This is a genomic window from Sorangium sp. So ce406, from assembly GCF_051474675.1.
Taxonomy (GTDB): Bacteria; Myxococcota_A; Polyangia; order Polyangiales; family Polyangiaceae; genus Sorangium; species Sorangium cellulosum_G.
In genome coordinates this window covers 1-13988 of record NZ_CP150340.1, presented here as the reverse complement: position 1 = coordinate 13988, position 13988 = coordinate 1, and the positions used below count along the sequence as shown (strand labels likewise).

The following is a 13988-nucleotide window of genomic DNA, read 5'->3' as shown; positions in this document are numbered from 1 at the left end:
CGACCCGCTATGTTAGCCCGCGTGACCGCACGAAGACCCCCGCCCCCCCGCGCCTCTGCCGCGTCCGCCGCCCTGGCGCTCGCCGCCATGGTGCTGTCGTTCACGTTCGTGGGCTGCCCGTGCCTCAGCGGCCCCGTGAACGCGAGCCCAGGCCTGCGGTGGTTCCTCTTCTCGAACTTCGGCGCCAGCAAGATCTGCCCCGAGATGCTGAAGAGCGGGGTCGCGCTGCGCCTGCAGGACAGGTCGTCGTCCATCGGGCGGTTCTTCCCGATGCAGTGCTCGTACGACGTCAACGACGCAGCGCAGACGGTGACCGTGCACATCGCCGGCACGGGGTACGGCTACATGCAGCCGGCGAAGCGGGTGGGCTTCTCGCTCACGACCTCCGTCGAGTACCGGCCCGACTTCCAGATCGCGGGCGACGACATCTACGTGTGGGGACGGCTGAACCGGATCGTGCAGGGCCCGAGCTTCCAGCTCGGCTACGTCGAGAACCCCGTCATCGACGTGATGGCGAACGTCCCGCCGTTCGGGGGGCTCGCCAACCTGCTCGGCAACCAGATCGTGGCGGGCGAGATGACCCGCGGGTTCACCGTGGTCTACAACGAGGAGACCGGGAAGGACTTCACGCTCGGGATCCTGATGCCGCCGCAGCGGCCGCACCACCCGTTCGAGGTGGAGGACGACGAGCGGTACACGTTCGCGAACGAGGTCATCGAGGTGCACGCGCACCAGCGCGACTACCTCGGGCCGTTCGAGGTCGCCGACGTGGACCAGGCGCTCTACCTGAAGGTGAGCGTGCAGGGCGCGCCCGTGGACATCATGATCGTCGACAAGCCGACGGGCGACGCATGGCGCGAGGCCTACCAGACCGGCAAGCCGCTCGGCCCCCCGCCCGGCCCGGTGCAGGCGGGTGGCCCTCTCCAGCCCGGGATCATCGAGACGCGGCGCTACGCGCTGCGCCCCGGTCTCTACTACGTCGTCATCGACAACACGTCGGCGGCTGGGCTCGTCGCGCCCCCCGTCACGCTGCTCAGCCCCCTCGGAGGGTCGGCCGCGCAGGTCAGCTACATGGCGCAGGTCGGCGAGTGACGCCGGAGCCGGCGAAAGGGTAACGCCGTCAGGGGATCAGGGAAGGCGCGGCGCGCCGAGCAGCGTGGCCGCCGGCCTTGACGCGGTTCGCCGCGAACGGGATAAACTCGCCATGGCCGTCATCGCGAGAGAGGGGGACAGCGTGACCCACGTCGACAAAGTTGCCCTCGACCGGCTGCGCGCTCGCCTCCAGGCGTACATGGCCAAGAAGGGGCTGAGATCGACGGCGCAGCGCCGGTTGATCGTCGACACGTTCTTCTCGGGCGCCCCCCACATGACCATCGAGGATCTGCTCACGGAGGTGCGCGCGCGGGACCGGGGCATCGGGTACGCGACCGTGTACCGGACGCTCAAGCTGCTCGCGGAGTGCGGCGTGGCCTCCGAGCGCCGCTTCGGGGACGGCCTCAGCCGCTACGAGCTGGCCGACGACGCCAGCACGCACCACGACCACCTGATCTGCCTGAGCTGCGGGAAGATCATCGAGTTCGAGGAGCCGCGGATCGAGGCGCTCCAGGACGAGATCGCCGCGAAGTACGGCTTCGAGGTGACCTGGCACAAGCACGAGATGTACGGCGTCTGCCTGGAGTGCCGCGAGGGCGACGCCAAGGACGACGCGGACCCGGACGTCTCGTAGCCCGCCGCGCGGCGAGGCCCCGGAGGCGGGCCCGCGCGCGGCGCTCAGCTCTTCGCGTCGAGCGCGCGGGCGTGGACGACGGCCATGACGCCGCCGAGCAGCGAGGCGATGGGCGCGTAGGCCGGCGGGAGCACGAACGCGGAGATGACCGCGGCGCCGACGAGCGCCGGGGCGACGCTCAGCGCGAGGCCGACGCGCGCCTCCAGGCGCGTGCGGTGCGCGAGCGCCAGGGACAGCGCGGCGTCGCGGACGTCGTCCGAGGCGAGGACCACGGAGAAGTCGGCCGGCGCGGAGCCGGCGGCGCCGAGGGCCACGGAGACGTCCGCGGCGCCGAGCGCGGCGTCATCGACGCCCGCGTGGCCGAGCACAGCGACGCTCGTGCCCGCGTCGATCAGGCGGCGCACCTCGGCGCCGCGATCCGCGGGGAGGATCTCGGGGCGGATGTGGTCGATGTCGAGCGAGCGGCCGATCGCCTCGCACGTCTCGCGCGCGTCGCCCGACATCAGCACGGGCTCGATCTGCGCGTCGAGCAGGTGCTGGATGGCGGCCCGCGCCCCGGGGCGGAGCCCGTCCTGCAGGCCGATGACGCCGACGAGGCGAGCGCCCACCGCGACGAGCACGACCGTGCGCCCCAGCGCCTCGAGCTCGGCGACGCGGCTCTCGGCCGCGGCGATCGAGATCCGCTGCTCGAGCATGAGCGCGCGGTTGCCGACGCAGAGCTCCTCGCCCGACGAGGTGACGGCCGTCACGCCGAGGCCGGGGTGGAAGTTGGGGTTGCGCACGCCGTCGGGCCGCAGGCCGCGGGCGCGGGCGGCGCGCACGATCGCCGTCGCGACGGGGTGCTCCTCGGTGCGCTCCGCGCCGGCCGCGAGCGCGAGCACGTCGCTCGGCGTGAGCTTCTGGCCGGTCGCCTCGAGCTCCGCGAGCTCGGGCTCGCCGAGCAGCAGCGTGCCGCGGGCGCAGAACACGGCGACAGAGACCCGACCGGCGCGGTCCCAGGCGTCGGCGCTCTTGTAGACGATGCCCCGGCGCAGCCCGAGCAGGATGCCCCGCGCGACGTGGACCGAGGCGATCGAGGCCGTGATCGCCGTGGCGAGCGCGGCGAGCACGGCGGTCGCCGTCATCGCGATCTCGACGGGCGCCCGCCCGGCGACGAAGGCGGAGAGCGCGGCGATCGCCGCGGCGCCGAGCGCCCAGCGCTCGGTCAGGGCGCGGGAGGCTTGCGCGATCGGCGCGAGGGCGTCCGCGCGCCGGCGGGCGTCGAGCAGCACGCGCGCGACCGCGCGATCGCCGCCCGAGAAGGTGCAGGCGCCGACGAGGCGGCCCCGGACCACGGTGGCCCCCGCGATGATCGGGTCGCCGTCGCGGCGACGGGCGGGCGTGGCGGCGCCGATCCAGGGGAGCACCTCGACGTCACCGCCCGTGACCACGAGGTCCACGGGGACGACCTCCCCGGCGTCGACCTGGACGCTCTCGCCGGGCCGCAGCTCGTAAAAGAGCGCGTCGCCGGCCTCCTCGGCGGCAGCGTCATCGCCGCCACGGGGAAGAGCCCGGTCGGCAGGCGCCGGGCTCTGCGCCCACGCGCCCGGCGGACGGCGCGCCGGCGTGGAGAGCACCGACCCGATCCAGGCCCGCTCCGCGAACACCCGGTGACGCGCGCTCTCGATGAGCCAGGCGCTGATCGCGCTGGCGGTGGCGATGACGCCCGCGAGCGACGCCGCCTCGGCCGCGAGCGCGCGGTCCTGGCCGAAGAGGGCCCAGACGGCGGCCACGAGCCCCCCGAGGACGGGGGCGATCATCGGCGCCGGGTGCGGATCCGTGCCGTCGCGCGCGGTCGTGGCGGCGCGGCCGAGGAGCATCCCCGCGCTCACCGTGGCGAGCACGATGCGCGCGCCGATGACGAGCTTGGCGTCGCCGGCGAGCGTGAGCGCGACGGCGAGCGTCCCCGCGATGATCGCGAGCACGAGCAGGAGCGCGCCGATGTCCCGCGCCTCGATCGACTCGTAGCGCGGCGGCTCGTCGCTCAGGATGGTGTTCCCGATCGGCTCGAGCAGCGCGCGGTCGTCGTCGAGTACCGGCAGCTCCGGGAGGCGCTCGTCGAGCGACACGGGCGGGAAGGCGTCGACGATCGGCGCGTCGAGATCGGCGGCGCGCGAGGGGCCGTCGTCGGCGCCTGCCCGCGGGGGCTCGGCGCGCGGCGCGGCGGCGTGAGGCCCCGCGACGCCGGGCAGCGCCCCCGACGAGAGCCCTCGGGCAGGAGCGCCGGGGATGGGCACGCCCGATCCCGCGAAGCCGGCGGGCCGGCCGTCGCCCGGCGCGGGCGTCGCCTCCCCGAGGAAGGCGTGGCGGCACCGGGCGTTGCAGAAATAATGGAAGCGCTGATCGAAGATCGCGACGTGCCCGGCGCGGAGCGGATCGATCAGCTTGCTGCAGCCCGAGCACGGGAGGGGCGCGACGGCGGGCCCGGCTGCGCGCGAAGAGACCACCTCAACCCGCAGCCGGCATCTCGGAGAGCGCGGCCTCGACCTCGGCCAGGGCCTCGTCGATCTGGGCCTCGCTCACGACGAGGGGCGGCGTGAACCGGAGCACGTTGCTGCCCGCGACCGTGAGCAGCACGCCCCGGTCGCGCGCGCGGCCGAGCGCCACGCGCGTGTCGACGCCCGGCGCGAGGATGAGCCCGCGGAGCAAGCCCCGCCCGCGCTCGCCGACGCACACGTGCGGCAGCTTCGCCGCGATGGCGGCGAGGCCGCGGCCGAGCTGCTCGCCGCGCTTCACGGCGGCCTCGCAGAGCTTCTCTTCCTCGATCACCGCGAGCACCGTGCGCGCCGTGGCAGAAGCGAGCGCGTTGCCGCCGTAGGTCGAGCCGTGCGAGCCCGGGGGCAGCGCGCTGTTGAGCCGCTCCCGCAGCACCAGCGCGCCGATCGGGAAGCCGCCGCCGAGCCCCTTCGCGAGCGCCGCCGCGTCGCCCTGGACGCCGTCGTACGTCGCGCCGAGCCAGTGCCCCGTGCGCCCGATGCCGGTCTGCACCTCGTCGAGGAGCAGCAGCGCGCCGTGCTCGTCCGCGATGCGCCGCAGCTCGGTCAGGAAACCGGGCGGCGCGGGCAGGACGCCGCCCTCCCCCTGCACCGGCTCCACGAGGATCCCCGCGACGTCCGGGCCCATGGCGGCGCGCACCGCGGCGACGTCCCCATAAGGCACGTGCGTGACGCCCTCGAGCGAGGGGCCGAAGCCCTCGCGGTACTTCGGCGTCCCGGTCAGGGCGACCGCGCCGAGCGTGCGGCCGTGGAACGCGTTCTCGAACGCGATGATGCGGTAGCGCTCCGCCTGCCCCTGGTTGAAGAAGTGGCGGCGCGCGAGCTTGAGCATCGCCTCGTTCGCCTCTGTCCCCGAGTTGCAGAAGAAGGCGCGGTCGAAGCCGGTCTTCGCGCAGAGCTCCTCGGCGAGGCGGAGGTTCTCGGCGTTGTAGAAGTAGTTGGAGACGTGCATGAGGCGGCCCGCCTGCTCGGCGATGGTCGCCACGAGCCGCGGATGAGCATGGCCGAGCGACGCCACCGCCACCCCGGCGTACATGTCGAGGTACCGGCGCCCCTCCGTGTCGAAGAGCTCGCAGCCCCTGCCGCGATCGAGGACGAACGGCGGCTGGCGGTAGTTGCCGAGGAGGTGCTTCTGCGCCGCGAGGAGCGGCGAGGTGGCGGGCGTCGAGGCGTTCGCCGGAGGCGGTTCGCCGGCGGGGCTGGTGGCGATGCTCATGGGGCCCGATCTAACGCCGGGCAGGGGGTCGGAGCAAACGGTCGATGCACGCCGGCCGCGGATCGCGGAGACCCGGGCAAAAACTGCCTGAAACGCGCTTCGGGAGCGCGTCCGGAGCGCCCGTGCGCCGGCCCCCGGGCGTCCCCGGCCGATCCGGGAGGCGCCGCCGATCGAGCGCGCCGGCGCTCGCCGCCGGTCGCCGCCGGTCGCCGCCGGTCGCCGCCGGTCGCTGGCAATCCCTGGGCCTGCCGATTGCCAGCGGATCGCGGCTGGTTATAGTGCCGCCGTCCTATGAGCGATTCGGAACAAATTGGGTCGAGCCAGAACACCGAGGAGCAGGCGGAGGCGCAGGCGGAGCGCGCAGAGCCCGCAGAGCAGCGAGCCCCCACGCCCGAAGACAAGCTCGGCGAGGTGCAGGCCGAGGCCGCGCGGATGCGCGAGCAGCTCCTGCGCACCGCCGCCGACTTCGACAACTTCCGTAAGCGCTCCCGGCGCGAGGTCGAAGAGGCGCAGCGCCGCGGCCGCGAGTCGATCCTGAAGGAGCTGCTCCCGGTCTTCGACAACCTCGAGCGCGCCGCCAGCCACGCGGAGAGCGCGCCCGACGTGAAGTCGGTCGCCGAGGGCGTGCGGATCGTGGCGAAGCAGTTCGTGGACACGCTCGATCGTATGGGCATCAAGCGCATCGCCGCGGTCGGCAAGCCGTTCGACCCGAGCGTGCACGAGGCCATCCAGCAGATCGAGTCGACCGAGCACCCGGCCGGCGTCGTCATCGCGGAGGTCCAGCCGGGGTACATGCTCGGCGATTACCTGATCCGCGCGGCGATGGTCGTCGTCTCGAAGGGCTCGCCCGGCGCGTCGTCGACGTCCGAAGCGAACTGAGGCGCGTCGCCGCGCGGCGGCTCCATCGGCGCACACCTCCCGCGCCGCGCGCATCATGGCGGTGCGCCTCTCCGTGATCTGCTGTGCCCCGCCACCTCACCGCACGATCTCCCCAAATATCGCGGGCGCCAAGATCGTCTCCCCACCCGGCGAGCATCGAGGCCTGTAGTATCTTTCGCCGCATATGGGGAAGGTGATCGGCATCGATCTCGGGACGACGAACTCGTGCGTGGCGGTCGTCGAAGGGGCAGGGGTCGGCTCGGCGAACGACGTGCGGGTCATCCCCAACGCCGAGGGCGCGCGCACGACCCCCTCGGTGGTCGGCTTCCCCGCGAGCGGCGAGCGCCTGGTCGGGCAGGTCGCGCGGCGCCAGGCGGTGACGAACCCGCAGAACACCATCTACGCGGTGAAGCGACTGATGGGCCGCAAGTTCAGCGCGCCCGAGGTCAGCAAGCAGATCTCGCTCGCCCCCTACAAGATCGTCGAGGCGCCGAACAGCGACGCGTGGGTCGAGGTCAAGGGGCGCAGCTACTCGCCCCCCGAGATCTCCGCGATGATCCTCGGCCAGATGAAGCAGGTCGCCGAGCGGTTCCTCGGCGAGCCGGTGACGGAGGCAGTGGTCACCGTCCCCGCCTACTTCGACGACGCGCAGCGACAGGCCACGAAGGACGCAGGGCGGATCGCCGGGCTCGACGTGCGCCGCATCATCAACGAGCCGACCGCCGCGGCGCTCGCGTACGGCCTCGACAAGGTCAAGGCCGAGACGATCGCGGTCTATGATCTCGGCGGCGGGACGTTCGACATCTCGATCCTCGAGATCGCGAGCGGGGTCTTCAGCGTCAAGGCGACCGGCGGCGACACCCACCTCGGCGGGGAGGACTTCGACCAGCGGCTCATCGACCTGCTCGCCGACGAGTTCGAGGGCAAAAACCGCATCGATCTGCGCCGCGACCGCATGGCGCTGCAGCGGCTCAAGGAGGCGGCGGAGAAGGCGAAGCACGAGCTCTCTTCGTCGCTCGAGACCGAGATCAACATCCCCTTCATCGCCGTCGGCCCGGGCGGCGGGCCGCTCCACCTCGAGCGGACGATGCGGCGCAACGAGCTCGAGATGCTCTGCGAGAGCCTCATCCGGCGCACCGTCGACGTCTGCCGCGCGACGCTCGCGGACGCCAAGCTGCCCGTCTCCGCCGTCAACACGGTCGTCCTCGTCGGGGGCATGACGCGGATGCCCGCCGTGCAGGCGGCGGTGCGCGAGTTCTTCGGCCGGGAGCCGAACAAGGGCGTGAACCCGGACGAGGTCGTCGCCGTCGGGGCGGCGCTGCAGGGCGCCGCGCTCTCGGGGCACGTGGACGAGGTGCTGCTCCTCGACGTGACGCCGCTGTCGCTCGGCGTCGAGACCGGCGGCGGCGTGATGTTCAAGCTCATCCCGCGGAACACCACGATCCCCACCGAGCGGAGCGAGATCTTCACGACGAGCGTCGACAACCAGAGCTTCGTCCCCGTGCACGTGCTCCAGGGCGAGCGCGAGATGGCCGCCGACTGCCGGAGCCTCGCCCGCTTCGAGCTCACCGGCATCCCGCCCGCGCCCCGCGGGCTGCCCAAGATCCAGGTCACCTTCCGTATCGACGAGAACGGGATCGTCCGCGTCGAGGCGCGCGATCTCGGGACGGGGCGGGTGCAGGAGGTCCGGGTGACCCCGACGAGCGGCCTCACCCCCGACGAGGTCGACCGGCTCGTCTCGGAGGGCGAGCGTTTCAAGGAGACCGACGCGCTCCGCCGCGAGCTCGCCGAGCTCCGCAACCAGGCGGAGACCCTCGTCTACACGACCGAGCAAGCCCTCGAGGGCTACGGGGATCTGCTCGACGCCGAGCTCCTCGGCGAGGTCCACGCCGAGTGCGCCGCGCTGCGGAAGCTGCTCGACGGCGGCGGCGACCTCGACGCGCTCCGGGCCGCGTACGCGCGCCTGGAGGGGGCGGCGTTCCGGATCGCGGAGTCGATGTATGGAGGGGACGATGACGCCGGCGCGAACAAGGCCGTTGAGACGTGACGCGCGGCCGGTCGACGCGGCCGGAGGGCGAGCGCCGGCTCGCGCGAAGGCCGCCGGTCGTCCCCTCCGGAGCGCCGCGCGCGCTCTAGGCGCAGGGCTCTGCGGGGCGCAGGCGGGACGATGCTGAACGAGACCTTCGGACGCTACCGCCTGCTCGAGCGCCTCGGCGAGGGCGGCATGGCCGAGGTCTTCAAGGCCAAGAGCTTCGGCGTCGAGGGGTTCGAGAAGGTCCTCGTCATCAAGCGCATCCTCCCCAAGCTGGCGGAGCAGGGGCGCTTCGTGGACATGTTCGTGCACGAGGCCAAGCTCGCCGTGCGCCTCTCGCACGCGAACATCGTCCAGGTGTTCGACCTCGGCCGCGTCGACCACCCGAACGGCGACCCGACCAGCTACTTCATCGCGATGGAGTACGTCCCCGGGCTCGACCTGGCGACGCTGCTCGCCCGCTGCCGCCGATCGAAGCGGCCGATCCCGCTCGGCATGGCCGTCTTCATGGCGGCCGAGATCGCGAAGGCGCTCGACCACGCCCACCGGCGGCGCGACGAGCAGTCGCGTCCCCTCGGCATCGTCCACCGCGACATCTCGCCCCAGAACATCCTGCTCTCCTGGGAGGGCGAGGTGAAGGTCACCGACTTCGGCATCGCGAAGGCGACGCAGTCGATGACCGAGGAGGAGGTCGGCGAGAAGCGCGCCGGACGCATCCGCGGGAAGCTCGCCTACATGAGCCCCGAGCAGTCGCGCGCGGGCGCGATCGACGGCAGGAGCGACCTCTTCTCGCTCGGGACGGTGCTCTACGAGATGCTCGCCGGCTCGAACCCGTTCACGGCGCCGACCGCGTTCGAGGTCATGCGGCGGCTCCAGGCGAGCGAGTATCCGCCGCTCGCGCTCGTGCGCCCCGACGTGCCGAGGCCGCTCGTCGACATCGTGAGCACCATGCTCGCGAGGAGCGTCGAGGATCGGTTCCCCGACGCCGGGCGGCTGCACGAGGCGCTGCTCGGGTTCTTCTACGCGACGGGCGAGCGGTTCGGGGCGAACGATCTCGCCGAGTTCCTCGCGCCGTTCCACGAGGAGAAGGGGGGCGCCGAGCTCGAGGCGAGCGCCGTGCTCGAGGAGGAGCCGATCGGCGCCAACGAGCGCACGCCCGTCGAGGTGCCGCACACGACGAGCACGCGCACCCGCACCGCGTCCGGGCTCCTCCAGCTCCTCGAGAAGGCCGACAGCAGCCCGGCCACGCGCGGGCTCGGCGAGCGACGCGAGGTCACGGCGCTCGTGCTCATCTTCACGGGGTCCGGGGAGGACGCGGCGCGGCGCATCGCCCGCGCGCGCGAGGTGCTGGCGCGCCACGGCGCGCTGCTCCTGGAGGAGGAGGCGTCCCAGCTCGTCGCCATCTTCGGGCTCGGCGACGCCGACGGCCGCGACACCGAGGCCGCTGTGCGCGCCGCGCTCGTGATCCTGCGCTCGCGCGGCGGGGGCGCGGCGGTCTCCGCCGGCATCCACCTGTCCCGCATCCTGGTCGACAGCGTCGGCGCCCCGATCCGCGACGAGCGGCTCACCTCGCTCATCGCCTCCGCGCAGGCGCTCGCCCGCGCGACCGAGTCTCAGGTCGCGGTGTCACACCTCACCGGGCGCGTCCTCCGCAACGCGTTCGCGACCGAGGAGCTGCCCGGCGCGGGCCGGACGGCGCCCGAGGGGGGGCGCGTGGTCACCTCCGCGCACCCGCCGGACGGCGCCTACGGCCGCTTCGTCGGACGCCGCGACGAGCTCAAGCAGCTCGGCGATATCCTCGCCGCCGCCACCAGGAAGCGCGCGCAGATCGCGGTCATCCAGGGCGAGCGCGGCATCGGAAAGACGCGGCTGCTCGCCGAGATGGAGCGGCGGCTCTCGAAGGGCGACTACAACGTCGGCGTCTACGTCGCGTCGTGCCCGCACAACGGCGCCGACGTCCCGTGGAGCGGCCTCACCGCGATGCTGCAGGTGCTCTGCGGCATCCAGGAGGGCGACGACGAGGAGCGCATCCGCGCGGTGCTGCCGCGGCTCCGGGCGCTCGGCCTGCGCGAGGACGAGTCCGCGGCCGTGCTCGGCCAGCTCGGCGCGTCGCTCGCCGACCAGCGCGCGCCGCAGGGGACGAGCGCGATCCTGCGCGCCGCCTTCCCGCGCATGGTGCAGAGCCTCTGCGAGGACCGGCTCCACTGCTTCGCCTGGGACGACGCGCAGGCGATGGACCAGCTCACCGCCGAGACGCTCCTCGCCACGGCCGGCCGCGCCGGCGGGCTCCGCGCCGTGCTGATCCTGGCGACGCGCAGCGACCCGCCGCCGCTGCTCGAGGCGCACCCTCACTTCTACCGGATGCAGATCGGGGAGCTCTCGGACAACGACGGCGCGCGCCTCATGTCGGCGCGCATCGGCGCGACGCTCCTGCCGCCCGATCTGCTCGCCTTCTGCCGCGAGCGCGCCGGCGGCCACCCGCTCTTCCTGGAGGAGCTCATCAAGGAGCTGAGCGACTCCGGCGCGCTCAGCGTCTCGGGCGGCGTCGTGAAGGCGCGGCTCGACGGCGCGTCGGCGGTGCCGCGCTCGCTGCGCACCCTCATCGCCACCCGCGTGCGGCGGCTCGACCCGAGCGACCGCGCCGTGCTCCAGGCCGCGGCGATCCTCGGCGATCCGGTGCCGACCGAGGTCCTCGCGGCGCTCCTCCAGCAGAAGCTCTCGGTCGTGAACCGGGCGATCTCCGGGCTCGCGACCCGCGACCTCTTGCGGCTCAAGGGCCCCGCGCAGGCGAGCTTCGCGTCGCCCATGCACGGAGAGATCGTCCTCGACGCGATCCCGCCGGAGCTCCGCCGGGAGCTGCACGCCGCGGCCGCGGCGGCGTACGTCGCCGTCGTCGGCGAGGACAGCGCCGAGCACGCCGAGCGCATCGGGCAGCATTTCTATCAGGCCGGCGACCGCGACCGCGCGGCCACGTTCTACGCGCGGGCGGCGCTCCACAAGATCCGCGCGAGCCAGCTCGACCCGGCGCTCCGGCTCATCTTCCAGGCGCTCGATCTCGGCGACCACGCCCGCCGCGCGCCGGCGGAGCTCTCGGCGTGGCTCGGCGCGCTCGCGGACGTCGTGGTGCGCGTGCGCTCCGCGCCCGATCTCGGCGACGTCGTGGCCCGCGCGCAGCGGCGCATCGACGAGGCCGGCACCCCGGAGCAGAAGCTCCGCGCGCGCGTCGACGTGGCGCGCGCCCTCGGCGCGGTCGACCTCTTCGCGGACGCCTACGCGAGGCTCGAGGAGGCGTACGCCCTCGCCGGCGACCGCGAGGACCTCCGCCGCAAGGCGCTCGCGTGCGAGACGGAGATCGGCGTCAGGACGGGCGACTACGCCCGCGCGGTCGGCGCCGTCGAGCAGCTCGAGGCGATGGGCGAGATCGACGACGCCAGGCTGCTGCTCGCGATCTCCCAGACGCGCGCGGCGATGGGCGACATCGAGGCGGCGCTGCGCGCGCTCGATCGGGCCGAGGCGCTCGCCGCGCCGGGCGATCTCGCGGCGGCGAGCGAGCGCGAGAAGCAGCGCGTCCTCGTGCACGTCTTCCTCCGCGACTTCGAGGCGGCGGTGAAGACGTCCGCCCGCGCCGTCGACCTCGCCCGGTCCGCGGGCATGCGCTTCGAGACCGCCGCCGCGCTGCACAACCTCGGCGACGCGAGCCGGCGGCTCGGCGATCTGCCGCGCGCCTACGCGGCGCTCACCAAGTCGAGGGAGCTCGCCGAGGAGAGCGGCCACGAGCGCCTCGTCTCGATCAACCGCGCGCACCTCGCCTACCTCGACGGCCTGAACGGCGCGGCCGGCGCCGTCGATCTGCTGCGCGAGCTCGCGCGCTACGCCGACGCGCGCTCGTACCGGACGGACGCCCTGGAGGGCCGTTACCTGCTCGGCGCCCTCCTGAAGCACAGGGGCCTCGCGCAGGAGGCGCGTCGCGAGCTCGCGGAGGTGCTCGAGCTCGCCTCCGCGTACGGCAACAAGCTCATCGCCGACGACGCGCGCGCCGCGCTCTCGGAGATCTGACGTCCCGGCGCCGTGTCGGCGCGCGGACGCGGGCCACGCATTGGGCGGGGCCCCGGAGGAGCCGCCCGCGCGCGGCCGGGGAGCGGCGGCAGGAGGGGGAGCAGGTACGGCGCGCGGCGCGCGCCGATCTCACTCGTCGGCGAGCTTCTTCTCGAGCGCCTCGAGGTGGGCGCGGACCTGCGGATCGGAGTCCCGCTGCGCCTCGATCTTGCGGACCGCGCTCATCACGGTCGTGTGATCGCGGTTGCCGAAGGCGCGCCCGATCTCCGGGAAGCTGCACTTCAGCCGCTGCTTGCAGAGGTACATCGCCACGTGGCGCGCGAAGGCCACGCTCTTGTGGCGGTCCTTCGAGGTGAGGTCGATCGAGCGCAGGTGGAAGTGGTGGCACACCGCGCGCTGGATGTCCTCGACGCTCATCATCTGCGCCCGCGGCGGCGACGTGGCCGTGATCTCGGCGCGCGCGAACGGAAGGTCCACCGGGCGGCCCGTGAGCGAGCTCTTGGCCGCCAGCCGGATCAGCGTCCCCTCGAGCTCGCGGACGTTCGAGCGGACCATCTGCGCGAGGTAGAGCGCCACGTCGTCCGTGAGCGCGATGCCCTCGAGCGCCGCCTTGTTCCGGACGATCGCGACGCGCGTCTCCAGCTCGGGCACCTGGATGTCGGCGACGAGCCCCCACGAGAACCGCGAGACGAGGCGCTCTTCCATGCGCTCGAGGTTCTGGGGGTACTTGTCGCTCGTCACCACGATCTGCCGGTCGAGCGTGTGAAGCGCGTTGAACGTGTGGAAGAACTCCTCCTGCGTCTGCTCGCGCCCGGCCAGGAACTGGATGTCGTCGACGAGCAGCACGTCGCAGTTCGACCTGTAGCGCGCGCGGAACTCGTCCATCCGGTGGTGCTGGATGGCCGTGATGAAGTCGTTCGTGAACTTCTCGGCCGAGACGTAGATGATCCGCGCGTCCGGCCTGCCCTCGAACACGCGGTGCGCGATCGCGTGCATGAGGTGGGTCTTGCCGAGCCCCGTGCCGCCGCAGATGAAGAGCGGGTTGTACCGGCGCCCCCCGCCGCCCGCGGCCGCGATCGCGGCCGCATGCGCGAGCTGGTTCGAGGGGCCCACGACGAAGCTCGCGAAGGTGTGCTTCGGGTTGAGGTCGTCGGGCAGCGACGAGACGCGCCGCAGCTGTGGCTCAGGGCGTGGCGCGGGCGCGGGCGCCGCGCTCGTCGGGCGCACCACGAGCGCCCGCGGACGCACGGGGGTGAGCTCCACGCGCCGGGCGACCGGCGAGTCAAGGTGCTGATCGACCGTCCACGCAACCTGGACCGACCAGCCCGTGAGCTCGCGGATCTTGTCCGTCAGCGCAGGCAGGAAGTTGTCCCTCACCCACTCGAGGACGAACTCGTTCTGCACGCGCAGCGTGAGCACGCCGTCGGTCAGATCATCGAACTGAACTCCGCCAAACCATTGATCAAAAGTTGCGGGAGAAAGCGCCCGCGTATGCTCGATCGCCCGATCGAAAATTTCGCGCGGCTCGTGTTTCGGAATCGTCAT

Annotated in this window: 8 protein-coding genes; 5 read left to right on the top strand and 3 right to left on the bottom strand. The window is 73.1% G+C overall.

Annotated features, from left to right (window positions below; translation table 11 throughout):
- Positions 1-21: 21 nt before the first annotated feature.
- Entirely contained in the window at positions 22-1092 is a 1071-nt protein-coding gene (locus WME96_RS00040) for a hypothetical protein (RefSeq protein WP_437288144.1), read from the top strand.
- A gap of 112 nt (positions 1093-1204) precedes the next feature.
- Positions 1205-1726: a Fur family transcriptional regulator gene (locus WME96_RS00035; protein ID WP_437288143.1), complete on the top strand. Its 522-nt coding sequence runs from the start codon at positions 1205-1207 to the stop codon at positions 1724-1726.
- Between the two features lie 44 nt (positions 1727-1770).
- Here WME96_RS00035 and WME96_RS00030 read toward each other — a convergent pair whose 3' ends face one another.
- Both WME96_RS00030 and WME96_RS00025 read right to left on the bottom strand, forming a co-directional pair.
- A complete protein-coding gene (locus WME96_RS00030; RefSeq protein WP_437288142.1) occupies positions 1771-4212 on the bottom strand; it encodes an HAD-IC family P-type ATPase in 2442 nt (813 codons plus the stop codon).
- A 1-nt stretch (position 4213) separates the two neighbouring features.
- A complete protein-coding gene (locus WME96_RS00025) occupies positions 4214-5476 on the bottom strand; it encodes an aspartate aminotransferase family protein (protein WP_437288141.1) in 1263 nt (420 codons plus the stop codon).
- 291 nt (positions 5477-5767) lie between these two features.
- On the opposite strand from WME96_RS00025, the gene grpE reads away from it, so the two are divergent.
- The 3 genes from grpE to WME96_RS00010 all read left to right on the top strand — a co-directional run bounded on the left by grpE (position 5768) and on the right by WME96_RS00010 (position 12443).
- Positions 5768-6355 carry a nucleotide exchange factor GrpE gene (grpE, locus tag WME96_RS00020; RefSeq protein ID WP_437288140.1) on the top strand — a complete coding sequence of 196 codons (588 nt, stop codon included), beginning with the start codon at positions 5768-5770 and terminating at the stop codon, positions 6353-6355.
- A gap of 184 nt (positions 6356-6539) precedes the next feature.
- On the top strand, positions 6540-8402 hold the full coding sequence (gene dnaK, locus WME96_RS00015; RefSeq protein ID WP_437288139.1) for a molecular chaperone DnaK: 1863 nt from the start codon (positions 6540-6542) through the stop codon (positions 8400-8402).
- A gap of 120 nt (positions 8403-8522) precedes the next feature.
- A complete protein-coding gene (locus WME96_RS00010) occupies positions 8523-12443 on the top strand; it encodes a serine/threonine-protein kinase (RefSeq protein WP_437288138.1) in 3921 nt (1306 codons plus the stop codon).
- 129 nt (positions 12444-12572) lie between these two features.
- Here the strand turns inward: WME96_RS00010 and dnaA are convergent, their stop codons facing one another.
- Positions 12573-13988: a chromosomal replication initiator protein DnaA gene (gene dnaA, locus WME96_RS00005; protein ID WP_061618634.1), complete on the bottom strand. Its 1416-nt coding sequence runs from the start codon at positions 13986-13988 to the stop codon at positions 12573-12575.